Below are 23,923 nucleotides of genomic sequence, written 5' to 3'. Positions count from 1 at the left end.
GCCCGCCGCAACAGTGTGGTCAATGTGCCGCCCATGTCAGATCCGATCCTTTTCGTCATCGCCGTCGTGTTTCTCCTCGCAGGGTTTGTGAAGGGGACAATCGGCATGGGCCTTCCCACTGTCGCCATCGGGTTGCTCGCAACTCGCATGTCTCCCGCTCAGGCTCTCGCCATCGTGATCGTGCCCTCGCTCGTCACGAACATCTGGCAGACCTTCGGCGGTCCTTACCTGCGCGATATCGTGCGGCGGCTGTGGCCGCTGATGGCGGGGGTATGCGTCGGCATCTGGTCCGGCTCCGGCCTGATGACGGGTCCGTACGCGCCGTACGGCACGATCGTTCTGGGTGTGCTGCTGGTGATCTATGCCATCGTCGGTCTGTCGAAAGTCCGCTTCAGCGTTCCGCGTTCCAACGAGAAATGGATTGGCGGAATTGTTGGTGCGGTGACGGGGGTGATATCGGCGGCCACCGGCGTGCAGGTGATCCCCTCGATGCCATTCATGCAGGCCATCGGCATGGAAAAGGACGAACTGGTCCAGGCCCTCGGCGTCTTTTTCACCACTGCCTCGGTAGCACTCATCTTCAACCTGACCGACGCCGGGTTACTCGGCGTCTCGATTGCTCTACCGGGCGCCGTTGCCATGGTGGCCGCTTTCGCAGGCATGTATATCGGCCAGGTGCTTCGCTCGCGAATGTCAGCTGACACGTTCCGCCGCTGGTTTCTGATCTCGATGCTGCTGCTCGGGATTTATCTCGCCAGCGAGACCCTGATGAGGCTGCACGGCTGACCGGCCACTCCGTGAGTCCGGAAAGTCGGTGCCCCTCGCTCCGGATCGTGCTAGTCATTCCGTATGCTTCGGGTCACGCGCAACATCACCATCGATGAAAACGACATCGACATCTCGTTCGTCCGAGCCTCGGGGCCGGGCGGACAGAATGTCAACAAGCTGTCGACGGCTGCACAGCTGCGCTTTGACGTGAGCCGCATTGAACTGGCTCCAGATGTGCTGACCCGACTAAGCGGGCTTGCCGGTCAACGGATGACCAAGGACGGCGTCATCGTCATTCACGCGCAACGTTTCCGCACCCAGGAACGCAATCGCGCCGACGCCATCGACAGGCTGCTGGACTTGCTACGGGAAGCTTCCGTGCGCCCGATACCGCGCCGCGCGACCAAGCCCACGTTGGGCTCCAAGAAACGGCGCCTTGAGGGTAAGAAACGCCGCAGCGACATCAAGGCCAATCGAGGTTCGATCCGACACGACTGACGTCGACCGCGCCTGCCTCTCGTGGTCCGATTCTAACATTCGCATCCCGCTTCGGCAGGCGTCTCTTGCGAATGTTAGAATCAAAGGACCACTGCCAAATCCACTCCACTAGACCTTCATAATCCAGAAAGCCCAGAACATAATGGTGCCCGCAACCGCGAACATGGCACCGAAAACAAGTTGCGCTCCCCGACCGTCCTTGTTGCCGGGCTCCAGGATCGCCTCTTCCGGATTTTCGGGATTGTAAAAAACGGGGACGCTTGCTCCGACGGCGTATTTCCCGACAGGCGCCCTTGCACTCGCCTCATCCGGATAAAACGCTGTCCAGCCCCATTTCCACGCATTGCTATGGAATTCGCGACCGCCGACGGCGTAGACATACCGCACGTCGGATCGATAAACGGTCCTGATGCGTACCCGGCTGTCGTCGTCATCATCTTCTTGTCGCTGCTCGGCAACGATGCCGATGTCCGTGATCCTGCCCAGGACAGTTGGCCAACGCATGCTGGCGCCGATTTGCTGGCGCTGCATGCCGTATTGAACAAACGCGCCGACGCCGACAAGAATTGCGGCGAGCGGCAGCAGGAACGCAAACAACGGCATTCCATTGGCGTTGGTGATCACCTTACCGGCAATGGAGTGAACGATGAGAACGAACGAAATGGCCGCAAAGACAATCAGAAACACGACATGCGGTGCAACGTTCGTCTTGTTGCGAGGCTCCAGGGCGGACTTCGCCGGTGACTTCGGATCATAATAGACATCCACGGCCGCTCCGGCGGGATATTTAGCAACAAGCTGTTCTGCGGCGACCCGTGTCATGCCGCCCTGGCCACCGAATTTGACCCGCTTGCCTTCGAAATCTTTCCCCGAGACCTGATACTGATAACGAATGTCGACAGTCGCATCCGTCTCGCCGCCTTTGCGTAACACGTCCGGCTGCGACAGCGATGAATTGGTGATCTTGCCGGACGTTCGCGACCAGACCTTTCCTGCCGCAACCTGATTGCGCACCAGCCACAGCGCATAGATCTGATTGGCCACCATAAAGAGACAGACACCCGCGCCAATGCGGGTCCACAACAGCTGGGAAGCGCTCAACATCAAAATAACTCCGGGAAAACAAGGAAATGGTGCGTAAAAGTCCCACGAAGGATCCCATTGCTGGGTCGTTTTAGCCATACATTGGGTTCGATCCCGGCCTAAAATAACCCAAACCAGCGAATCGCCCGGATACTCCATGCCAGTCCGCCAGCTTCCCGAACAGATCATCAACCGCATCGCCGCCGGCGAAGTGGTGGAGCGCCCCGCGAGCGCAGTGAAGGAATTGGTCGAGAACGCCATCGACGCCGGCGCCAGCCGTGTCGACATTTTCACCGACGGGGGCGGGCGGCGCCGCATTACCATCACCGATGACGGTTCGGGCATGACGCATGGCGATCTTGCCCTCGCCGTGGATCGCCATGCGACTTCGAAACTGGACGACGAAGATCTGCTCCGCATCCGAACCCTCGGGTTTCGAGGCGAAGCATTGCCATCCATCGGCGCGGTCGCCCGGCTCAATATCACGACGCGTCACGCCAGCGAGCCACATGCATGGGCACTGAACGTCGATGCCGGTGAAAAATCAGACATCGTGCCTGCGGCCCTGACCAACGGCACGCGCGTCGAGGTTAGCGATCTGTTTTATGCGACGCCCGCCCGGCTCAAATTCCTCAAGACCGATCGCACCGAAGCTGAAGCCATCCGCGAAGTCGTCCGGCGGCTGGCAATGGCCCGGCCCGATATCGCGTTCTCAATGGCTGGCGAAGAGCGGGCACCGGTGACGTGGGCCGCCGCGCTACCCGGCGCGGCCGGACAACTGACCCGGCTCGGCGACATTCTCGGCGCGGATTTCCGCGCTAGCGCCATGGAAGTCCGATCCGGGCGTGACGGCGTCGTTGTGGAAGGTTTCGCAGCCGCCCCGTCACTGACACGCGCCAATGCGCTCGGCCAATATCTGTTCGTCAACAACCGTCCTGTGCGCGATAAGCTCATTTTGGGCGCGGTGCGCGCAGCCTACGCGGACTATCTGCCGCGCGACCGGCATCCCGTGGTGGCACTGTTCGTGACGCTGGATACGCAGGAAGTCGATGCCAACGTGCATCCGGCTAAGACGGAAGTGCGTTTCCGGAACGCCGGCCTTGTCCGCGCACTCATCGTTCATGCACTGAAAGACGGCCTGGCGCGCGAGGGAAAACGCACCGCTGCCAATTCCGATGGCGCAGCGATCACGGCGTTCCGGCCCGGCAGCATTCCACGTGGTGGCTGGGATTGGCGCCGCTCGCCAAGCTATCCGACGACACCTGGTATAGCGTTCGACGAATCTACGGCTACGTCCTTCGATAGCTCATCGTCTTATGGATTTTCGTCGAACGTATTTGCCGAAGCCGCCCAAGCGGTCTTTGATACCGGAGCTCCTTCGGCCGATGTTCGTGTGAGCGAGCCGCCACCGCGCGATCTCGTGGACCATCCGCTTGGTGCAGCACGCGCGCAAATCCATGAGAACTACATCGTGACCCAGACCCGCGACGGGCTCCTCGTGGTCGATCAACATGCCGCACATGAGCGCATCGTTTACGAACGCTTGAAAGCCTCGCTTGAGCGCGACGGCGTGCAACGACAGATGCTGCTCATTCCCGAAATCGTCGAAATGGACGAAGCCAGCGTCGAGAAGCTGGTGGCGCGTGCCGACGAACTGGAAAAGTTCGGATTGGTCCTCGAGTCATTCGGACCCGGCGCAGTCGCCGTACGCGAGACACCGTCACTGTTGGGAAAAACCAACGCGGCCTCGCTGGTCCGCGATCTTTCCGAACACATGGAAGAATGGGACGAGACCTTGCCGCTTGAACGCCGATTGATGCATGTCGCGGCGACCATGGCGTGTCATGGCTCGGTCCGCTCGGGCCGCATTCTCAGGCCCGAGGAAATGAACGCGCTGTTGCGCGAGATGGAAGTCACGCCAAATTCCGGTCAGTGCAACCACGGCCGGCCGACTTATGTCGAATTGAAACTGGCTGATATCGAGAAGCTGTTCGGAAGGCGCTAGGCGCCCTCAACTCGCTGAAGCGCGCAAAAAGACGAATTCGGTCTCATCGTAAGCACGCCGCTCAAGCTCCTCGAAGCCCTCCGGCGCGCTCAGCGCCGCGGCTTTCGACTCCTCGACCACGACCAACGCGCCGGGGACCAGCCATTTTCCCTCACGCAGGGAGGCCAGCGCCTTGTCGGCAAGACCGAGTCCATAGGGTGGATCGAGGAAGGCGAGAGAAAACGGCTCGACCGGATAGGCCGGACCGAGGTTGGTGGCATCGCGGCGATAGACCTTTGTCACGCCGCCGAGCCCCAAGGCCTCGACGTTATTGCGCAGCAAGGCACGCGCTTCCGCGCCGTTATCGACAAACAACGTGAAAGCCGCACCGCGCGAGACCGCCTCGATGCCGAGCGCACCAGTTCCGGCAAACAAATCCAATACCCGCGCATCAAGCACGGGATTTTCGTAAGCATGCATCAGGATGTTGAACACCGACTCGCGCAAACGATCTTGCGTCGGTCGAATGTCGTTCGACGATGGCGCAGCAATATTGCGGCCCCGCAGCCGCCCGGCGACGACACGCATTACTGCACTCCGAACATGATCCTGCCGAAACGGCAGTTCTCAGCCCTGAAGATCATGCTCAGTCTTCCGTAAAATCGGCTTCCGGTTTGATGTCGCGCTTGCCTTTGTAGCCGCCCCGCGGACGGCGCGGCGGCCCACCCGCTGCTCGCTCCTCATTGCGCGCCCGCGCCTCGTCGCTTCCGGTGCGTTGAACAAGTACGCGGCGGCCCTTGCGATCAGCGACGACCTCCCTCTTGGGCTTGACGGGGCCCTTCCCGCGCGGCGTCTCGTCGTCCACCCGCTCGTGGGTCGGCGCATCGAAGTGCGCGCCTGACTGGGTGACGATCTTTTCGCCGAGCTGTTCGCGCAACACACGGCTGCGGATCTCATCGACCTGCCCCTCTTCGATTTCGCCCAGTTGGAACGGACCGTAAGAGACGCGGATCAGACGGTTCACTTCAAGACCAAGATGCGCCATCACATTGCGCACCTCGCGGTTTTTGCCTTCGCGGATGGCGAACACGATCCAGACGTTGGCGCCCTGATCGCGCTCCAGCGTCGCGTCGATCGAACCGTACTTCACGCCATCAACCTCGACGCCCTTCTTCAGTTCGTCGAGTTGGGCCTGTGTCACCTCGCCATGCGCACGAACACGATAGCGCCTCAGCCAGCCGGTGTCCGGCAGCTCGAGCGAACGGGCAAGCCCGCCATCATTGGTCAGCAGCAGCAAGCCTTCGGTATTGAAATCCAGTCGCCCGACGCTCATAAGCCGCGGCAGACCTTCCGGCAGATTGTCGAACACCGTAGGGCGACCTTCGGGGTCGTCGTGGGTCGTCATCAGGCCGCGCGGCTTGTGATAGAGAAACAGCCGCGTACGTTCACGCTCGGGCAACGGCTTCCCGTCGATCGTGATCACATCGTTTGTTGTGACATCAAGCGCTGGCGATGTGATGACGCGACCATTGACCGCGACGCGGCCCTGCGTGATCCATTCCTCGGCATCCCGGCGCGAACAGACGCCCGCCCGTGCGACAACCTTGGCGATGCGTTCGCCGCTCTTCTTTTTCTCCGGCGCTGCGCGCGGCGCGCGCTTGTCGAAATCAGGCTTGCGCTCACGATAAGTGCCACGACCACCGAACGCCGGCCGTTTGGTGAAGATTCTGCTGTCATCTTCGTTGTCGCGGCGCGGACGATCCTCACGGCCGCCGCGCTCCCGCGGTTCACTGCGCGGGTGCTCTTGCCAGTCGTTCCGGCTGCGTGGGGCACGATCTTCGCCATCACGCTCAAAACGCGGACGTGCGAAGCTTTTGCGCTCGTCTCGCTCCGGCCGATCGTCGCGCGACCGTGAGAAACGCGGGCGATCACTCGGGCCGCGATCGTCACGTGGCCTGTCAGATCGCCGTGCGTCATCGCGCCGAGGCGCACGGTTGTCCCATGGCTTCTCGTTGCCGCGGTCTTCACCGCGAGAAAAATCCCGCTTGGGACCACGAGGGGCTCCACGCTCGCCGCGATCCTCACGGTTGAAACGCGGACGATCGTCGCGCTGCGGTCTGTCGCCACGATCAAACCGCGGCGGCCGGGCATCGCGGCCTTCGCCGCGTGGTGCATACGGCCGCTTCTCGCCGAACTTTTTGTCGCCGAAACCGCCTGAACGGCTCGGACGTGAATCACTGCGATCCCCGCGCGGCGCACGGTCCTCACGAGGTTTGAAGGGGCGCCGTTCGCCCTGATCTCCCGCACCGAAGTCCTTGCGTGGACCGCGGCTCGGACGTGAATCACCACGCTCCCCGCGCGGTGCACGATCATCCCGGCCTCGGCCTCCACCGAACGAACGCTCTCCGCGATCCTCGCGTGGTTTGAACGAACGTCGTTCTCCCTGATCCCCCGCGCCGAAGTCCTTGCGCGGACCACGGCTCGCGCGCGAGTCACTGCGCTCACCGCGAGGTGCACGATCATCCCGGCTACGATCCCCACCGAACGAGCGCTCTCCGCGATCCTCACGTGGTTTGAACGTCCGCCGTTCTCCCTGATCCCCCGCGCCGAAGTCCTTACGCGGACCACGGCTCGGCCGCTCGTCGCGGCTGAAACGCAGACGATCGCCGTCCTTGCGAAAACCCTCGCTCTTTCCAGCGTAGCCTCGCGACGCCGGTCGCTTGTCACCAGAGCCGGAGGGACGCTTGTCGCCGAACTTCCGGTCACCGAATTTCTTGTCGCCACCACGCGCGCCGCCAGATCGTGCTGGCCGGTCGCCGCCACCGGAGCGGCCCTTACCGCCGCCCTTGTAGCCCTCACCTGCTCCGCGGCGCGGCGGACGGCCGTTGTTTTTATCGTTGTCGCGGGGCATGAATGATCTCTCAGGGCGTCTAGGATGCGCAATCTGGCGCAGGAATCCGGTTTGCGATCCGAACGCTGCTTCTTAAGGCGAAGAGCGGGTTTCGAGCAAAACCGGTATGGCTGAAGGCGCTGTCATAACAGAGTTCTTTGCAGGAAACGAGGCATGACGGCGCAATCTTTCATGGATTTGGCTCTGGAACAGGCCCAAATCGCGGAAACTTCAGGCGAAGTACCGATCGGGTGTGTCATCGTCCGCGACGGTAAGGTCCTTGCGCGGGCTGGAAACCGCACGCTGACCGACAAGGACCCGACGGCGCATGCCGAGGTTCTGGCGATCCGTGAGGCTGCTCGCGTGATCGGCAGCGAACGGCTGGTGGATTGCGACCTCTATGTCACCTTGGAGCCGTGCACCATGTGCGCCGCGGCGATCTCCTTCGCGCGCATCCGGCGGCTGTACTACGGAGCCGCGGACCCGAAGGGCGGCGCGGTCGACAGCGGCGTGCGGTTTTTCGCATCCCCCACCTGTCATCATGCGCCGGAGATCTACCCTTCCGTTGGCGAAAGCGAGGCCGCCGGGCTTCTGAAAAGCTTCTTCAAGGCGCGGCGCTAAAGCGCGAGCTTCATGCCTTCGTGCGAACCAACGAAGCCAAGCCTGCTGTAAAACCGCTGCGCAGCGGTACGCTTCTTATTGGTCGTCAGCTGCAGTTGCTTGCAACCGCGTTCCCGCGCTTTGGCAATAACCGCTTCCATCATCTTCTCACCGACGCCTGTGCCGCGAAGAGAGCTGTCGACGCGCACCCCTTCCACCTGCGCGATCCAGCTGCCCTGATAGGAAATCCCCGGCAGAAACGTGAGCTGCAGACAACCCATGACGGCGCTATTCTCATCCCAGACATACAGCGTGTTGTTCGGGTCGGCCGCGATGGCGTCGAACGCAGCGTGATAAGCCGCCATGTCCCCGGTGAGATCTTCCCGGCCGCGCGCAAGTTCATCGTCAGCCAGCATCTCGACGACGCGCCGAATATCTTCGTGCCCAGCTTCGCGCAACGCCACTATGCCTGCTCCGAGAAAAATTTGAGCAGCGCATCGGCAGTGGCTTGCGGATTCTCCTCCGCCAGAAAATGTCCCGCGTCGATCGGCCCACCGCGCACATCAGTGGCCCAGTTGCGCCAGGTATCGAGCGGCGTGGCACCTGCTGCTGCAATGCCGGCGCCGCCCCACAGCGCCAACATCGGCACCTTGATTTTATTCCCCGCCTCGCGATCGGCCTTGTCTTGCTCGAAGTCGGCATAGGCTCCGGCGCGATAGTCTTCGCAGGCTGCATGAATACGCAATGGATCGCGAAACGCGGTCAGATAGTGCTGAACCGCGCGTGGATCGAATGGGTTTGGACCGTCGGCTTTTGCCCAGCTCTCGAACGTCCGGCCAAAATAATCGTCCGGATTCGATTGAATCAGGTTTTCGGGAATGGGATTCGGCTGCGCCAGGAACATCCAATGGTAGATCTTCAGCGCGAAGTCGCGATTCATCTTCGCCCAATACTCGTAAGTCGGAAGAATATCGAGCACCGCGACCTGCGACAGCCGCCCCGGATGGTCGAGGGCTAAACGATAAGTTACGCGGCCACCGCGATCATGCCCGGCCAGCGCGAAGCGCACATGGCCCAGCTTTTCCATCACCTCGATCATCACCCGCGCCATTGCGCGCTTGGTGAAAGGCGTATGATTCTCGTCAGTCTTCGGGACGTCTGACCAGCCATATCCGGGCAGATCGGGAATGATCAGCGTAAACTTCTTCGCAAGTTGCGGCGCAACCCGATGCCACATCACATGCGTCTGCGGATAGCCGTGCAGCAACAACAGCGGAGGGCCCTCGCCGCCGATCCGCGTGAAAATGCGACCGGATTTCGTGTCGCTCCATTCGGATGCGAAACCTGGAAACAGATCGGCGAGATCAGACATAGTTCCTCCAGTTATTTTTGCTTTTCCCTTGCGATTGCCTGCCAGCCGATATCGCGGCGACAGAAACCCTCAGGCCACTTGATCCGGTCAACCGCTTCGTAAGCACGGCGCTGCGCCTCGCTCACGGTCGCCCCAGTGGCCGTGATGTTCAGAACACGCCCACCATTGGCGAGAATCCTGTCGCCATCGGATTTCGTCCCGGCATGGAAGATCTCGACACCTTCGATCTTCGCCGCCTCACCTAGGCCCTCGATCAATGTGCCCTTGGCATAATCACCAGGATAGCCCTTCGCCGCCATCACCACAGTCAGCGCAGGCTCCGGATACCAGCGCAGATCGAAATTGTTCAATTGGCCATCGACCGATGCCTGCAAAGCCGGCACGAGATCCGACATCATCCGCATCATCAGAACCTGCGTTTCAGGATCACCGAAGCGCGCATTATATTCAATCAACTTCGGGCCATCCTTGGTGATCATCAGCCCTGCAAACAGAACGCCTTTGTAAGGCATGCCCTTTGCTTTCATCGCGCGCAGCGTCGGCGCAATGATCTCATCCATCGTGCGCGCGATCATAGCATCGGTCATGACCGGCGCGGGCGAGTAAGCTCCCATGCCGCCGGTATTCGGTCCTTGATCACCGTCAAACGCGCGCTTGTGGTCCTGAGCGGCGGCAAGTGGCAACGCATGATCGCCATCGCAGAGGACAAAGAACGAGGCTTCCTCGCCTTCGAGGAATTCTTCGACCACAGCCTCGGCGCCGGCCGCCCCGAAGCCGCCGCCGAGCATCATATCGATGGCGGCTTCCGCTTCAGCGAGGGTCATCGCGACGACAACGCCCTTTCCGGCTGCGAGCCCATCGGCTTTCACAACAATCGGCGCGCCATGCTTGCGGATATAAACCTTGGCCGCATCAGCGTCGCGGAAACGTTCGTAAGCTGCTGTCGGAATGTTGGCCGATTTGCAGAGATCCTTGGTGAACCCTTTCGAGCTCTCCAGTTGCGAAGCGGCCTTGCTCGGACCAAATGCCTTGATGCCGGCAGCCGCGAGATCATCGACGATGCCTGCGGCAAGCGGTGCTTCAGGACCGACCATGACGAGGTCGATGTTGTTCGCCTTGCAGAACGCGATCACCGCAGAATGATCGGCGATGTCGAGCGCGACGCACTCCGCCTCCTGCGCGATCCCGGCATTGCCCGGCGCACACCAGAGTTTCGTGAGCAGCGGCGAAGCCGCCATTTTCCAGGCCAATGCGTGCTCACGCCCGCCGGAACCGAGGAGAAGGATATTCATGGGATGAGGGTCGAACCGGCGTTTATGTGATGATAGAAGGGTTTATCATGATGTCTCCGCACCGCAACAGATTCGATTCTCTATGACCGTACGTGCTGCAGAAACCCTGCCAAATTCACCGGAATTTACCGTTTCGGAGCTTTCCAACGCGCTGAAACGCACGGTGGAGGACGCCTACGGCCATGTCCGGGTGCGCGGCGAGATTTCGGGGTTTCGCGGCCCGCACTCTTCCGGCCACTGCTATTTCGCGCTGAAGGACGATAGCGCCAAGATCGAGGCCGTGATCTGGAAGGGCGTCCACGGCCGCATGCGCTTCAAGCCGCAGGAAGGCCTGGAGATCATCGCCACGGGTAAGCTCACGACCTATCCCGGCTCCTCGAAGTATCAGATCGTCATCGAGGCCATCGAGCCCGCAGGCGTCGGTGCGCTGATGGCGCTGATGGAGGAGCGCAAGAAGAAGCTCGCAGCTGAAGGGCTATTTGACGAAGGACGGAAGCAACTCCTGCCGTGGCTGCCGGAAGTGATCGGCGTGGTGACGTCGCCGACCGGCGCCGTGATCCGGGACATCCTGCATCGGCTGGAAGACCGCTTTCCGCGCCGTGTGCTGGTGTGGCCAGTGCGCGTCCAGGGCGAGGGCTCCGCTGAACAGATTGCGGCAGCCATCAACGGCTTCAATGCCCTTCCCGAGAATGGCGCGATTCCTCGACCGGATCTTCTGATCGTGGCACGCGGCGGCGGCTCGCTCGAGGACCTTTGGTCGTTCAATGAGGAGATCGTGGTACGCGCAGCTGCGGACAGCATGATCCCGCTGATCTCCGCAGTCGGCCACGAAACCGACGTGACGCTGATCGACTTCGCTGCCGACAAGCGCGCACCCACGCCGACGGCCGCCGCAGAAATGGCCGTTCCAGTCCGCGCCGAGCTGTTCGTCGAAGTCACATCGCTCGCGCGACGCGCAATGCTGTGCTGGCAACGCGCGCAGGAACATCGCCGTAGTGAGCTACGAGCAGCCGCGCGCGCGCTGCCCAAGGCGACAGAGCTGCTCGATATTCCGCGCCAGCGTCTTGACCGCGCAACGTCCGCGCTGCCGCGTGCCCTGCGCGCCAACGCTCACGTTTATGACCGCCGATTGTCGGCCGTGGCCGGCCGCCTCACGGTCACAACGCTGCGCTCCCAGATCGACCGCGCGAAGGAGAGGGTGCAGCGGCTTGCCGCGAGCGCGCAGCGCAGCAGCAGGCTGCATATCGAACGACGCGAAACCCGTTTGCGATACGTGTCGCAGCTGCTCAATGCCTTGTCCTACAAGGGCGTGTTGGATCGCGGCTTCGCGCTAGTTCGGGATGAAGATGGGCATCCGCTGCATACGGCGGTAAACGTCAGTTCTGGTCAACGCCTCAGCATCGAATTTGCCGATGGCCGCATCGGCGCAACGGCGGACGGCGAGGAAACAGGAACTGCGGCGAAACCGAAATCACCGGTAACCAAGGCCGCTTCGAAGCGGACCACCGACTTCGGTGTCAAGAAGGTCCAGGGCGACCTGTTCTGATAACGCAGGGTTGGGGCCTCGAAAAAGGGTTTACCCGGCCGCCGGCGGACCTATATTTTGACAGATATCCCGGTCAGAGAATTGGCCGGATCACAAGGACAGACCATCGTGCTCAACAAGTTCGGCCCCTCGGGCCATGGCGAAGCAAAGGTAGAATATCTTGACGGAGATTTCCGGGTGCTTTCACCGGGATCTTACGTTCGCTGCGCCATCACCGGGGAACATATTGCCCTGGACGAACTGAAGTATTGGAGCGTCGACCGGCAGGAAGCGTACGCCACGCCCAACGCTGTGTTGCAGCGGCATTATCCTGCAATCGCCAAGACCCAGAGCTGAACTACTTCCCGCGAGCTCTAGCCAGCCGTTCCGCCACAAACCGCCGGAACGTTTCAGTTTCGTCAAAGTCGAGCGACACGGCAAACGCCGTCGCATTCCCGACGCGCGTTGCGAGGTTGCCATCGCTGCGCAAACGCGCCATGTCCTTTTCCGTCGTCACCAGCGACAATGATTTTGACTGCGCATCCGCAATAAGCCGCTCGACGTCGCTGATTGTATATGGGTGATGATCGTCGAACGATTTTGTGTCGACAACATTCACGCCGCTTTTTCTCAGTGTCGCAAAGAACCGTGCCGGATCACCTATTCCGGCAAATGCCAGAACGCGCTTTCCGCTTAATGCTGCGACAGAGACGGGATCAGGCCTGATCGTCGCGTTCAACACCACCTTGCCTTGCGCGCGCAGATGCTGCGCAACACCATCAGCCCCGCGCCCTTCGCCCACAACGATCAATGCGTCCGTGCGCGCGATCTGCGGAGCGAGCGGCGCGCGCAACGGCCCGGCCGGAAACACGTAAGCATTACCAAGCCCGCGTCCGCTGTCGATCACGATCAACGATGCGTCTTTGGCAAGGGATGGATTTTGAAATCCGTCATCGAGCAAGATGACACTGGCCCCTTGCTCACGTGCGAACAGCGCGCCCGCCGCACGGTCGCGCGAGACGATGACCGGCACTTCTGAGGCCATCATCAACGGCTCGTCGCCGACGTCCTTCGCCGTATGGGCATCCGTGCTGACACGGACCGGCCCCTCCAATCGCCCACCGTAACCGCGACTGACCACGAACGGCTGCTCACCCATCTCATGCAGGATTTTCGAGAGCACAAGCGTTGTCGGTGTCTTTCCGGCACCGCCGACATGATAGTTGCCGATACAGAAAACCGGAATTCCGGCGACAGCACCCTTGCGCGCCATCCGTTGCGCTGTGATGGCGCCATAAATGGCGCCGAACGGAAACAGGAGTCGCGACATCCACGAAGGTGGCCGATACCAGAAGGCCGGCTCACGCATCGGCGACTTCTCCTTCAATCCGCATTTGCAGCAAATAGGGTTCGAGCGCCGCCAGCGTTTTGTCCAGCGCGCCTCCCAGCCGCTCGACCACCTTCTCGGCCGCAGCGACAGACCTCTGCCGCGAAATCGGGTTTGCCAAAAGCGAGCCGAGCGATCTCACGAAATCCTCGTCGGTCTCCGCGCGGACGGCGCCACCCGCCTGATCCAGCGTGTTGTAGATCTCGGTGAAATTGAAAATATGCGGTCCGTGCAGAATGGCCGCACCAAGTTTGATGGCTTCAATCGGGTTCTGCCCGCCGTGGTTGACAAGGGATCCGCCCATGAACACCACCGGCGCGAGCCGATAAAACAGACCCAGCTCGCCCATGGTATCCGCGACATAAATATCGGTTTTTGCCGAAGGCAATTCGCCTTGCGAACGCAACGCGACATTTACGCCTGAAGCAGACAACATCTGCGCGATGGCCACACCGCGATTGGCATGACGCGGAACAATGATCGTCAACAGTGACTGGATTTGGCCTGCCAGCCTACGATGCGCGTCGAGAATGATCTCTTCTTCGCCGGGATGCGTGGACGCTGCAACAAAGACCAACCGGCGCTGCGTCGCAGCCTTGAGCTGCTCCAGCTTTGGAACGTCGGCCGGAGGCCCTTTCACATCAAGCTTGAGATTGCCTGAGGTCACAACGTTGCGGCTGCCCAGGGCCGCATAGCGTTCTCCATCGAGATCGGATTGCGCCAGGCAAAGATCGAAGCAATCGAGCAACGTGCCAATGGTGCCGCCGAACCTGCGCCAACGCGGAAAGGAGCGTTGCGACATCCGCGCATTGATAATGGCCATCGGGATGCGCCGCTCGGCGCTGGATAGAATCAGGTTGGGCCAGATATCGGACTCAATAAACAGCGCGAGACCTGGTTGCCAGTGATCAAGGAAGGAAGACACATACTTGGGCGCGTCAAACGGCACGTATTGATGGATGACATCCGGAGGGAATCTGCGCTGAACGATCGCAGCAGATGTCACAGTGCCGGAGGTCAGCAGGATACGGACATTGTGGGCCCGTAGCCGCTCCACCAGTTCTGCAACGGCAAGAACTTCGCCGACGCTCGCGCCGTGAATCCAGATCAGCGGCCCACGCGGACGCTCGACGCTCGCAATCCCCCGCCGCTCGCCGATGCGCTCGGGATCCTCTTTGCCACGCTTGAGACGACGCTGGACAAGCGTGCCCGTCAAAGGCGTCGCAAGCGCGGACAGCCTCCGGTACGCACGCAGCGTGACCGGCAGCGCGCTAGGCATGTCCGCCCTCGTCGGGCCGGCCGACGAGCGTATATGCGCGGCGCGTCACCTTGTTCAGATTGGCTTCCAATTGCGCTCGAATATCTTCCATCACCGTATTGTCGGCATCAGCCGGAACCCTGACAAGATCACCGGCAGCAATGACTCCACGCCCGAAGGGCAGGTGAATAACAGAGCGATCCCAATTGTTCAGGCGCTTGAACCGGCTCGTGGCAATGGCCACAGGGAGAATCGGCCGCCCCGATTCACGGGCAAGCATGATAATACCAAGACCTGCCTTGCGCGAAACCTTCGGGACGTCCGCCGTCAGCGCCATGTTGATACCGTCTTCGAGGACCTTCAGCATGCTTTTGAACGCCACCACACCACCTTTACGATGGAACGAGGTGCCATGATCGCCTGAGCCGCGGACAGTTCCGACGCCGAGCCGTTCAGCTGCAATGGCGTTGATTTCGCCGTCGCGGTGACGCGAGATCAGAACCTTCGCCTTATATTGCTCGAGCTTGAGAAACGGCATCATGAAGTGCTGACCGTGCCAAAACGCAACGATCACCGGCATATCGGGCTCAATCTGCTTGTAAATTTCAGGCGGATCCAAGGTGAACCGGTTCGTCCACCAGATCAGCCGCAAAAATTCAGCAGCAGTGACCCCCGCGAGTTGCTGCACCCAACTCGCGCGGCCGAGATTTCGCAGTGCTTTTTTCAATGCTCGGACTTCGTATCTTGACCCGGATCGAGCAGCCGGTGGAGGTGGACGATGAAGTAACGCATGTGCGCGTTATCGACGGTCTGCTGCGCCTTGCCCTTCCAGACGGCAAAGGCACTCGCATAGTTCGGAAATAATCCCACAATCTCGACCTTATCGAGATCCTTGAAAGTGACGTGTTCAAGATCGAGCAGTTCACCTCCGATGACGAGATGAAGCAATTGCTGTGGCGCAGTCTCAGACATTGATCGCTTCCTAAAGCAAATACAGGAACATGAATTGAAACACCAAAACGCTACGCGAGCATTACTCGATCGGATTTTTCCGAAAGTGCTCAACTATATGCGTGTGGCGCGCATGCCCCGCCGCCACCAGCAACCCATGGCGGACATCGTGGCTGTTATAAACCAGACGTTCCCCGGCCAGTGTGGTCATTTCCCCGCCCGCTTCGTGCACGATTAAGTCAGCCGCCGCAAGATCCCAGTCCCGGCTACTACCGGCTGCAAAGGCGGCATCTAGCGCACCTTGCCCTACCCGGACAAGACGTAAGGCCAGTGAACCGATTCGAGGGTGTAACGATTCCCCAGGCGGCAAGGTCTGTAACCGCTCAACCAGCGGTTTGGGGCCGGCAATCCTTGAAAAATCAATCGTATCGCCCGTCGAGGCCAAGATTCTGGAATCGTTCAGCATTGCGCCCCTGCCTCGGGTCGCAAAAAAGAACTCATTGCTGGCTGGCGCAAAGACCGCTCCAAGAAGCGGCGATCCATTTTCCACCAGCGCCACGCTGACGGACCAGTCGTTTTGCCGTGCCAGATAGGCTCGCGTTCCATCGATCGGGTCGACGATCCAGGTCAGCGGTTTGTGGAGCCGGGATGTGTCGTCGGCACTTTCCTCGGACAGCCAGCCATAATCCGGCGTGGCGGACCGCAAACGCTCCTCAATCAGATCATTGACTGCGATATCGGCCTCCGACACCGGCGACGTCGCGCCTTTCGTCCAGGTCTTCAGCTCGGTACGGAAAAGACGCAGGGCCAAAGCGCCGGCCTCGCGCACGGTGTTGGCGAGCAAGGCGGCATCACGTGGCAGATGATGTCTGTTGGAAACCTCGGGCTCAGAGTCCGGCAAGCGTCAGGCCCTCGATACGCACAGTCGGCGCATTGACGCCATACTTGAATACAAGGTCGTTGGCAGGCGTCATCGACTTGAAAATATCGAACAAGTGTCCGGCAATGGTCACTTCGCTGACCGCGTAGGTCAGTTGTCCATTCTCGATCCAGAATCCCGCCGCACCACGGCTGTAATCGCCTGTGACGCCATTGACGCCAGAGCCGATCAGGTCCGTCACGTAGAAACCTTCCTTGATGTCGGACATCAGTTCAGCAGGCGACAGCGTGCCTGCTTCCAGATGCAGATTGTAAGCACCTGGCGACGGCGACGATGAAACACCACGATGGGCATGCCCAGTGGTCTTCATGCCGAGCTCACGGGCGGTTGCGGAATCGAGCAGCCATGACGTCAGAACGCCGCCATCGATAATCGCGAGCTTCTTGACGGCGACGCCTTCCGCATCGAACGATTGTGAGCGCAATCCGCGCACGCGCAGCGGATCGTCGATAATGCGAATGCTCTTGTCGAAAAGCTGCTTGCCCAAGCTGTCTTTCAGGAAACTTGTCTTGCGGGCAATCGACGCGCCATTTGCTGCGCCGACAACGTGTCCCACCAATGAGCCGGAAACACGGGGATCAAACACCACCGGCACCTTGCACGTCGCGACTTTGCGCGGGTTAAGGCGTGCAACGGCACGCTCAGCGGCGAGCTGCCCCACGCTGCGCGGCGATGCCAAATCGGAGGCGTGAAGCGCCGATGTGAAATCGTAATCGCGTTCCATGCCGGTGCCCTCGCCGGCAATCGCTGTCATGGAAATGCTGTGGCTCGAACGCAGATAGGAACCGTGGAATCCAGTGCTGGTGACAAGCACCATGCCGCCGATGCCGGCTGACGCAGACGCACCACTAGACTTTGAAACACCCTTGACGGCGAGCGCGGCCACTTCCGCTTCCTGGGCACGCCGCTCCAGTTCATCAACGGACGGCACTTTCGGATCAAGCAAATCGAGATCCCGAAATTGTGTCGCGAGCAATGCTTGATCAGCAAGACCGACAAATTCATCGTCGGGCGCAACCTTCGCCATCGCCACCGCGCGCTCGGCAAGTTGCGCGACATCACCGCGAATGTCACTGGTCGACACCACCGCCTGACGTTTTCCAACGAAGACACGCAGCCCCACATCGTCGCCTTCGGAGCGTTCGCTTTCCTCGACTTTACCGTCACGCACTTCCACGCCTTGCGAGACGCCCCGCACGGCGACTGCATCTGCGGCGTCTGCTCCCGCACGCTTGGCTGCTTCCACCAGCCGTTCCGCGAGCGCGCTCAGCGCGGTCTGATCGAGTAAATCCGATGTCGAGGATTTCGGCGAAGACGACAATGATGCGTTTGGTGAAGAGTTCACGAACAAATTCCCGGGGCTTGGAGGCAAATGGGAGAAATCACCAGATGTGCCTGTTTTACGCGGACTTCAAGCACTTTCGGTACATGAAACAAAAGATATTTCAGCGCTTCAGAAAGGTCTCGTCAATCATCTCCGCCAAGGAGTCGTCAATCATGCGAAGTGAAGGAATGCGGGTCAGAGACGATTAACCAGCCTTCTTAAGCGAATTCGGACGCGGCTCTGGCATTCTCCTCGCATCGACCGGGAACATAATTCCGGCGTGGGAGATAAAAATCGTGAGGCGTCAATTCGGAGTCGGTGGGGTGCAACCCGCCGGGTCGAGCTGCAGCTTGCAGCTCGACCCCCATTCTTTGCCTGTCAGCTTTGAAGCGCTCGATGGTCGCGCGGATGGCGGCATCCGGCATATCGAAATCAACCGCGAACGTGTCGTGGTGCGACGTGCCGTCAGCGGCATTCGCATGGCGGTGAACCTTCGCATCAACGAATTTCTCGGCATTGCGTGCCGCGCAACCGACGAGGCGCAGGCGCTCGTCCTGGTTCATCGCGATCCGTCACTGTCGGTGCCGCTTCTCGTCACATCAGACGAAGAGCAGATCGAGCGCAGCTGGCAGATGTGGAGCGATACGTTTTCACTTCCGCAGATCGAAGAGGAGAGCGACGTGGCTCGCGAGCCCGCGGCGCGTCGTCGTCGCCAGAATGTAATCAAAAGCCGCCGTCCCAAGTTTCTTGTGCGTAGGAAAGCCGGCCGATCACGCCCCGAAACCTCAATTCATCGCGGCGAACGCGAAATCATTGCACGAAACTAAATCTTCTACACTGCTCGCAGCGCTGCGTCGGCGAGCAGTCCACCAAACAGCAACAGTCCCGCATCTCTGTTGGACTTGAACAGCCGCAGACAGAGCGGAGAATTCCCGATCTCGATGGTACGAACCTGCCAGCCGAGATGCGTGGCGAAAGCCGCAAGACCCATCCAACCGAGCCATCGCGACCCGCCTTGCCACAAGGCTATGCCGATGAAGATAACCGCCAGGCTGTAGAATATCGTCAGCGCCATCTTCGTCCGCTCGCCGAACAACAAAGCAGTCGACTTGATACCGATCAGCACATCGTCTTCGGTATCCTGATGAGCATAGATCGTGTCGTACGCGATCACCCATGAAATCGAACCGATGTAGAGCGCGATTGCCGTGACATCGATGCGTTCGAGAATGACGGCAAACCCCATCAGCGCGCCCCACGAAAATGCGAGGCCAAGAACGAACTGCGGCCAATGGGTGATGCGTTTCATAAAGGGATAGATCGCGACCACGAGAAGTGAACTTATGCCCGTGACGATCGCGAAGAGATTGAATTGCAGCAGAACCAGAAGGCCAATCAATGCCTGAACTACGAGGAAAATAGCAGCCTGGGTGACTGTCACCTGGCCTGCGGGGATCGGCCGCGACCGCGTTCGCTCCACGCTGGCATCAAGCTTGCGATCGGTGATGTCGTTCCAGGTGCATCCGGCACCGCGCATAACGATCGCGCCGATCAAGAACAGCGCCAGCACAGACGGCAGCGATCGAAGATCTCCGGCGATGCCGGCGGCCAACGCTGCGGACCACCAACATGGCAGCAACAACAGCCACCACCCGATGGGACGATCTGAACGTGCGAGCCGAAGGTAGGGACGCGCCCACAACGGCGCATGGGTATCCACCCAGTTCGCCGTGGCATCTGCGACGGGCGTCGCCGCGTTGCTCATCATTGATCCGTCACACTAGTGGAGTGGATTTGACATTCGCTACCCACCTTACCGCAAGCTCCGGAAGCGAATGCCAAATCCAGAACTCCACTAGAATCTTATAATTGCTAGTGGTCCTTTTGATTCTAACATTTGCAAACGCACCTGTTGCAACGGGATGCAAATGTTAGAATCGGACCACTAGGCCGATTATCGCGACAGCACATTACCATTGAGGGTATCAAACGTGCTCCCTCCGCGCCCCTTGGTGGGCTTCGCTTCGGGCAACGAGGCCGACCCCAGCACTTCGCTCAAGCTCGGTCCTGCGGGTCCCTGCTGCATCTGCTGCGCAACGGAGCACACCTTGGTCAGCAATTTCTCCGTGTTGGCGTGCCCCTTCTTCATCTGCTCGCTGACATTCGGCGGAATACCGCACTTCTGCGCGTGGGTTTCCACAAATTTGATCATCTTGAGTTCGGCCTGAGAGAAGTTGCCGATCAATTTGCAGGCTTCCGGCGGGGGCGCCTTGCGCTTACCGGCCGCCTGAATCAGCTTGGCCTTGTCCTCGGCGTCCTTGCGCAGCGGCAGGAAGCCATTCTGGCACTCTTCAGCGCCGGGCGGCGGTCCACCAGCCGGAGGACCACCAAATCCACCACCGCCAATCGGCGGGGCGCCGGTGCTGAAAGCGCTCGGCGAAGGCGGCGGAGCTGCCATGGGCGCGCCAGTTGCGCCATTCACCGGCGGAAACGGAGACGAACTTCCATTGACGGGAGGAAACGGCGAAGAACTCGCAGGCGCGGCGGCCTGCCCCGGCAATGGCGCAGGAAATGCACCTTGCGCACGGACCTCAACGGCATGCGCGACGAACGCGGCCGCGGCCAGCGATATGATCAGACGATGAGTGATCACGGATTCTCCTCCGGCGGGTTCCTGCGTCCCTAAAAGGCGACTTTCTACGATTCCCGCCACTCCTTAACAACCCGTGGAATTTGGCAGGACCGCGGCATTTCGTTCCGCAAGCTGCTGATAATCGGCATCCATTGAGCTAAAAGCCTCTGTTCAAGGAAAGTTCAATGCCCAAATTCGATGCCCGCAGCCCGCGCCTTTTCGTCGAGCCTCCATTGGCCGCAGGCATCGGGATTCCGCTTGACCACGACCAGACCAACTACCTCGGCAACGTATTGCGCCTCGCGGCCGGCGACACCGTGCTCGTATTCAACGGCCGGGACGGCGAATGGCAGGCCACTCTAGCCGGCCGCAAACGGCCCGATCGCGCAGAGATCGTCAGCCAGACACGCCCGCAGGATCGTTTGCCCGACCTGCACTATGTATTTGCCCCCCTCAAACATGCGCGTCTCGACTACATGGTCCAAAAAGCCGTGGAAATGGGCGCTTCAGCACTGTGCCCGGTCACCACGCGTTTCACGCAGGCGACGCGCGTCAACACGGATCGCATGCGTGCGAACGTCATTGAAGCGGCGGAACAATGCGGAATTCTCAGCCTCGCTGAGGTCCAGGAGCCTCAGCCCCTGGAACGGTACCTCGGTGAGCGTGCCGACGGCCGGCTGTTGGTATTTTGCGATGAGGAAGCCCCCGATAGCGACCCTGCCGCCACCCTCGCTCATGCGCGCAAAGAGGGTCTAAGCGGGATTGACGTCCTTATTGGACCCGAAGGCGGCTTTGCCGAGGAGGAGCGAACGATGCTCTTGAAGCAGCCGCGCGTGGCGCGCCTCGCGCTTGGTCCCCGTATCTTGCGGGCTGATACCGCCGCCGTAGCGGCTTTAGCCCTGGTCCAGACCGCGTTGGGCGACTGGGGGGGAACGCCTTGATGCACGCAATAGTTGCATGATCCGTAATTCTCATTAAGCGACTTTCAGAATCGTCGTCGAAACATAGGCTTGGCCATGTTAAGGGACGCCCGATTCACGCATTGACCCCCGATGGATATCAAAATGAGCCAGACCAGTGCCGCAACCGCGACCGGGTCCGCCGCACCGGCGGAGGCCTTGCTGCAGTCCTTTGCGCAGGCTGGCTATGTCCACGCCCGCCCGCCCATTCTGCAGCCGGCGGAGCCGTTTCTCGATCTGTCCGGCGAGGACATCCGCAAGAGCCTTTACCTGACCACCGACGCCACGGGCGAAGAACTGTGCCTGCGGCCCGACCTCACGATTCCAGTGGCGCGGGACTACCTCGGCTCGAACCGCGCCGGCCAGCCTGCTGGATTTTACTACCTCGGTCCGGTGTTCCGGTATCGTGGCGGACAGACCAGCGAGTTCAATCAGGCAGGGGTCGAATCTTTCGGCCGTCAGGACCGCGCCGCGGCAGACGCCGAGATGCTGGCGCTGGGCCTGGAGACGACAGCGGCTTTCGGCCTGACCGATATCGATATCCGCACCGGCGATGTGGCTCTGTTCACGGCGCTGATCGATGCGCTTGATCTCTATCCCGTCTGGAAGCGGCGTCTGCTCAAGGATTTCAACCGCAAGATCAGCCTTGCGCAGGATCTCGAGCGCCTGACGCTGGAGACCGGCAAAACGCGCAACGAATACGAGGGCGTGCTGGCCGCACTCGCGGGCTCGGATCGGAAAGCTGCGCTGGCACTCGTCACCGACCTGATGTCGATCGCCGGCACAAGCAATGTCGGTGGGCGAACGGTTGCCGAGATCGCCGATCGTTTCCTTGAGCAATCGACGCTCAAAGGCGGATCGCTGCCACGCGACGCCTTGCAGCTGATTGAACGCTTCCTCGCCATTGCGGGCGAACCGGATGAAGCCGCTGCGCAACTGCGGACGCTTGCCTCGGACGCGAAGCTCGACCTCAACGCCGCGATCGACTTGTTTGAAAGCCGCACCGGTTTCATGGCAGCGCGCGGCATCGACACCACCGCCATTCGCTTTTCTACGTCGTTCGGTCGCGGCCTCGACTACTACACCGGTTTCGAATTTGAGTTGCACCGGAAGAACAATGGAGCAGAGCCATTGGTCGGCGGAGGCCGCTATGACGGGCTGCTGACGCGGCTCGGCGCGCGCGACCCCATCCCCGCTGTCGGCTTCTCCATCTGGATTGAAGCCCTCTCACAAGGAAGCGCGTCATGACCGCGCCGTTTGTTGTTGCTGTTCCGTCCAAGGGCCGTTTGCAGGAAAATGCTGAGGCGTTCTTCGCTCGCGCAGGCCTGACACTCGCCAAGCCGCGCGGGGCGCGCGAATATCGCGGCACCATCACGGGCCTCGACAATGTCGAGATCGCTTATCTCTCGGCCAGCGAAATTGCCGCGCAACTTGCGCGCGGCGCGGTCCATCTCGGCATTACCGGCGAAGATCTGATCCGTGAAAACATTCATGATGCCGACAAGCGCGTCATGCTGATCGACAGCCTCGGTTTCGGCAGCGCCAACGTGGTCGTCGCCGTGCCGCAGGCGTGGATCGATGTCCGCACCATGGCCGACCTGGACGATGTCGCCACCTCGTTCCGCGCCCGGCACAATCATCGCATGCGGGTTGCGACAAAATACATCAACCTCACGCGCAACTTCTTCGCCGCTCAAGGCGTCGTCGATTACCGAATTGTCGAGAGCGGAGGTGCGACGGAGGGTGCGCCCGCGGCAGGTACAGCTGAGCTCATCGTGGATATCACCACGACAGGCGCGACACTTGCCGCCAACGGTTTGAAGGTCCTCGACGACGGCGTGATGCTGCGCAGTCAAGCGAATCTTGTAGCATCGCGTGATGCCGACTGGTCACTGGCCGCCCGTGAGACAGCGCGGGTGATCCTCGATCACATCGCATCCAGTGCACGCGCTCGCAAATACAAGGAAGTCCGCACCCGCTTTGCAGGCTGCAACGCAGAGCTACTTGCGGAGGCGCACAGCCGTTTCGGTGTGGTATCCCCGTTTGGGGGACCGACCTCCTCCGGCATGGTCACACTGCATTGCCCGCCGTCGCATCTGTATGCGCTGGGAAGTTTCTTGCGCGAACACGGTGCCGAAACCGTCTCGATCGCCTCACTGGAATATGTATTCGATCGCGAGAATCCTCTGTTCGCCAAACTCGAGGCATTCTTGCGTCAGTGAGTCTTGCGGCACCGCACCAAAGCTGCGGAGGCTAGTACCCGCTTTCCGAAGTTCGTGACACGTCGCAGCAACCACTTGCGAACTTCGGAAAGCAAAGGGTACTAGCAACCCTATGATTCTAGTACCGCCTTCGATTTGAAGTCCCTGAAAGAGATCGCCGCACCTGATGCAGGGACTTCCAATCGGCGGTACTAGTGTCCCGGTTCTGACATTCGTACTAATTTGCAGTTTAGCTCGT

Annotated in this window: 24 protein-coding genes; 10 read left to right on the top strand and 14 right to left on the bottom strand. The window is 60.6% G+C overall.

What is annotated here, in order from left to right; translation table 11 throughout:
- The first annotated feature begins 33 nt into the window (after positions 1-33).
- Positions 34-786, top strand: coding sequence for a sulfite exporter TauE/SafE family protein (locus ACZ5C3_RS03705; protein ID WP_464035357.1), 753 nt, complete (start codon positions 34-36; stop codon positions 784-786).
- A gap of 63 nt (positions 787-849) precedes the next feature.
- The gene (gene arfB / locus ACZ5C3_RS03700) at positions 850-1,266 is read left to right on the top strand and encodes an alternative ribosome rescue aminoacyl-tRNA hydrolase ArfB (RefSeq protein ID WP_464035355.1); all 417 of its coding nucleotides are present in this window, start codon (positions 850-852) and stop codon (positions 1,264-1,266) included.
- Positions 1,267-1,374: 108 nt separating this feature from the next.
- Here the strand turns inward: arfB and ACZ5C3_RS03695 are convergent, their stop codons facing one another.
- The gene (locus tag ACZ5C3_RS03695) at positions 1,375-2,370 is read right to left on the bottom strand and encodes a DUF3592 domain-containing protein (RefSeq protein ID WP_464035353.1); all 996 of its coding nucleotides are present in this window, start codon (positions 2,368-2,370) and stop codon (positions 1,375-1,377) included.
- A 136-nt stretch (positions 2,371-2,506) separates the two neighbouring features.
- On the opposite strand from ACZ5C3_RS03695, the gene mutL reads away from it, so the two are divergent.
- A complete protein-coding gene (mutL, locus tag ACZ5C3_RS03690; protein WP_464044527.1) occupies positions 2,507-4,354 on the top strand; it encodes a DNA mismatch repair endonuclease MutL in 1,848 nt (615 codons plus the stop codon).
- A 6-nt stretch (positions 4,355-4,360) separates the two neighbouring features.
- Here the strand turns inward: mutL and rsmD are convergent, their stop codons facing one another.
- Together rsmD and ACZ5C3_RS03680 are read right to left on the bottom strand one after the other, a co-directional pair.
- Positions 4,361-4,957: a 16S rRNA (guanine(966)-N(2))-methyltransferase RsmD gene (gene rsmD / locus ACZ5C3_RS03685; RefSeq protein WP_464038248.1), complete on the bottom strand. Its 597-nt coding sequence runs from the start codon at positions 4,955-4,957 to the stop codon at positions 4,361-4,363.
- A 22-nt stretch (positions 4,958-4,979) separates the two neighbouring features.
- Positions 4,980-7,244 carry a pseudouridine synthase gene (locus ACZ5C3_RS03680; protein WP_464035349.1) on the bottom strand — a complete coding sequence of 755 codons (2,265 nt, stop codon included), beginning with the start codon at positions 7,242-7,244 and terminating at the stop codon, positions 4,980-4,982.
- Positions 7,245-7,397: 153 nt separating this feature from the next.
- On the opposite strand from ACZ5C3_RS03680, the gene ACZ5C3_RS03675 reads away from it, so the two are divergent.
- The gene (locus ACZ5C3_RS03675) at positions 7,398-7,844 is read left to right on the top strand and encodes a nucleoside deaminase (protein ID WP_464035347.1); all 447 of its coding nucleotides are present in this window, start codon (positions 7,398-7,400) and stop codon (positions 7,842-7,844) included.
- Here ACZ5C3_RS03675 and ACZ5C3_RS03670 read toward each other — a convergent pair.
- From ACZ5C3_RS03670 to purD, 3 genes are read right to left on the bottom strand one after another with little or no spacing between them, the layout of a single operon-like run.
- Entirely contained in the window at positions 7,841-8,287 is a 447-nt protein-coding gene (locus ACZ5C3_RS03670; protein ID WP_464035346.1) for a GNAT family N-acetyltransferase, read from the bottom strand. The two genes, ACZ5C3_RS03675 and ACZ5C3_RS03670, sit on opposite strands and share 4 nt — an antisense overlap.
- On the bottom strand, positions 8,287-9,195 hold the full coding sequence (locus ACZ5C3_RS03665; protein ID WP_464044526.1) for an alpha/beta fold hydrolase: 909 nt from the start codon (positions 9,193-9,195) through the stop codon (positions 8,287-8,289). Before ACZ5C3_RS03665 ends, ACZ5C3_RS03670 begins: the two co-directional genes overlap by 1 nt.
- An 11-nt stretch (positions 9,196-9,206) precedes the next feature.
- Positions 9,207-10,487 carry a phosphoribosylamine--glycine ligase gene (gene purD, locus ACZ5C3_RS03660; RefSeq protein WP_464035342.1) on the bottom strand — a complete coding sequence of 427 codons (1,281 nt, stop codon included), beginning with the start codon at positions 10,485-10,487 and terminating at the stop codon, positions 9,207-9,209.
- 82 nt (positions 10,488-10,569) lie between these two features.
- On the opposite strand from purD, the gene xseA reads away from it, so the two are divergent.
- Together xseA and ACZ5C3_RS03650 are read left to right on the top strand one after the other, a co-directional pair.
- The gene (gene xseA, locus ACZ5C3_RS03655; protein ID WP_464035340.1) at positions 10,570-12,033 is read left to right on the top strand and encodes an exodeoxyribonuclease VII large subunit; all 1,464 of its coding nucleotides are present in this window, start codon (positions 10,570-10,572) and stop codon (positions 12,031-12,033) included.
- Positions 12,034-12,141: 108 nt separating this feature from the next.
- The gene (locus ACZ5C3_RS03650; protein ID WP_464038247.1) at positions 12,142-12,369 is read left to right on the top strand and encodes a DUF2093 domain-containing protein; all 228 of its coding nucleotides are present in this window, start codon (positions 12,142-12,144) and stop codon (positions 12,367-12,369) included.
- 1 nt (position 12,370) lies between these two features.
- Here ACZ5C3_RS03650 and lpxK read toward each other — a convergent pair whose 3' ends face one another.
- From lpxK to ACZ5C3_RS03620, 6 genes are all read right to left on the bottom strand, one after another.
- A complete protein-coding gene (gene lpxK, locus ACZ5C3_RS03645; RefSeq protein ID WP_464035338.1) occupies positions 12,371-13,381 on the bottom strand; it encodes a tetraacyldisaccharide 4'-kinase in 1,011 nt (336 codons plus the stop codon).
- Positions 13,374-14,678, bottom strand: a complete 1,305-nt coding sequence (locus ACZ5C3_RS03640; protein ID WP_464035336.1) for a 3-deoxy-D-manno-octulosonic acid transferase — start codon at positions 14,676-14,678, stop codon at positions 13,374-13,376. Before ACZ5C3_RS03640 ends, lpxK begins: the two co-directional genes overlap by 8 nt.
- Positions 14,671-15,384 carry a lysophospholipid acyltransferase family protein gene (locus ACZ5C3_RS03635; protein ID WP_464035334.1) on the bottom strand — a complete coding sequence of 238 codons (714 nt, stop codon included), beginning with the start codon at positions 15,382-15,384 and terminating at the stop codon, positions 14,671-14,673. The genes ACZ5C3_RS03640 and ACZ5C3_RS03635 overlap by 8 nt, the downstream gene beginning before the upstream one ends.
- Complete coding sequence (locus ACZ5C3_RS03630; protein WP_464035332.1) at positions 15,381-15,629, bottom strand: DUF4170 domain-containing protein; 249 nt, start codon at positions 15,627-15,629, stop codon at positions 15,381-15,383. Before ACZ5C3_RS03630 ends, ACZ5C3_RS03635 begins: the two co-directional genes overlap by 4 nt.
- A 61-nt stretch (positions 15,630-15,690) precedes the next feature.
- A complete protein-coding gene (locus ACZ5C3_RS03625) occupies positions 15,691-16,509 on the bottom strand; it encodes a 3'(2'),5'-bisphosphate nucleotidase CysQ (RefSeq protein WP_464035331.1) in 819 nt (272 codons plus the stop codon).
- Positions 16,496-17,893, bottom strand: a complete 1,398-nt coding sequence (locus ACZ5C3_RS03620) for a TldD/PmbA family protein (protein ID WP_464035329.1) — start codon at positions 17,891-17,893, stop codon at positions 16,496-16,498. The genes ACZ5C3_RS03625 and ACZ5C3_RS03620 overlap by 14 nt, the downstream gene beginning before the upstream one ends.
- 275 nt (positions 17,894-18,168) lie before the next feature.
- Between ACZ5C3_RS03620 and ACZ5C3_RS03615 the strand changes: the two genes are divergently transcribed.
- Positions 18,169-18,699, top strand: a complete 531-nt coding sequence (locus tag ACZ5C3_RS03615; RefSeq protein WP_464035327.1) for a DUF6101 family protein — start codon at positions 18,169-18,171, stop codon at positions 18,697-18,699.
- A gap of 5 nt (positions 18,700-18,704) precedes the next feature.
- On the opposite strand, the gene ubiA is transcribed toward ACZ5C3_RS03615, so the two are convergent.
- Both ubiA and ACZ5C3_RS03605 read right to left on the bottom strand, forming a co-directional pair.
- Complete coding sequence (gene ubiA, locus ACZ5C3_RS03610) at positions 18,705-19,637, bottom strand: 4-hydroxybenzoate octaprenyltransferase (RefSeq protein WP_464035325.1); 933 nt, start codon at positions 19,635-19,637, stop codon at positions 18,705-18,707.
- Between the two features lie 189 nt (positions 19,638-19,826).
- Positions 19,827-20,522: a hypothetical protein gene (locus tag ACZ5C3_RS03605; protein WP_464038246.1), complete on the bottom strand. Its 696-nt coding sequence runs from the start codon at positions 20,520-20,522 to the stop codon at positions 19,827-19,829.
- 167 nt (positions 20,523-20,689) lie between these two features.
- Between ACZ5C3_RS03605 and ACZ5C3_RS03600 the strand changes: the two genes are divergently transcribed.
- The 3 genes from ACZ5C3_RS03600 to hisG all read left to right on the top strand — a co-directional run bounded on the left by ACZ5C3_RS03600 (position 20,690) and on the right by hisG (position 23,685).
- Positions 20,690-21,445, top strand: a complete 756-nt coding sequence (locus tag ACZ5C3_RS03600; protein WP_464035323.1) for a 16S rRNA (uracil(1498)-N(3))-methyltransferase — start codon at positions 20,690-20,692, stop codon at positions 21,443-21,445.
- Between the two features lie 123 nt (positions 21,446-21,568).
- Positions 21,569-22,711: an ATP phosphoribosyltransferase regulatory subunit gene (locus ACZ5C3_RS03595; RefSeq protein ID WP_464044525.1), complete on the top strand. Its 1,143-nt coding sequence runs from the start codon at positions 21,569-21,571 to the stop codon at positions 22,709-22,711.
- The gene (hisG, locus tag ACZ5C3_RS03590; RefSeq protein ID WP_464035319.1) at positions 22,708-23,685 is read left to right on the top strand and encodes an ATP phosphoribosyltransferase; all 978 of its coding nucleotides are present in this window, start codon (positions 22,708-22,710) and stop codon (positions 23,683-23,685) included. Before ACZ5C3_RS03595 ends, hisG begins: the two co-directional genes overlap by 4 nt.
- Positions 23,686-23,923 lie beyond the last annotated feature (238 nt).

The sequence above is a fragment of the Afipia dichlorophenoxyacetatis genome, assembly GCF_055386385.1.
The sequence above is the reverse complement of the archived record's forward strand: the minus strand, read 5'-3'. Positions and strand labels throughout refer to the sequence as shown.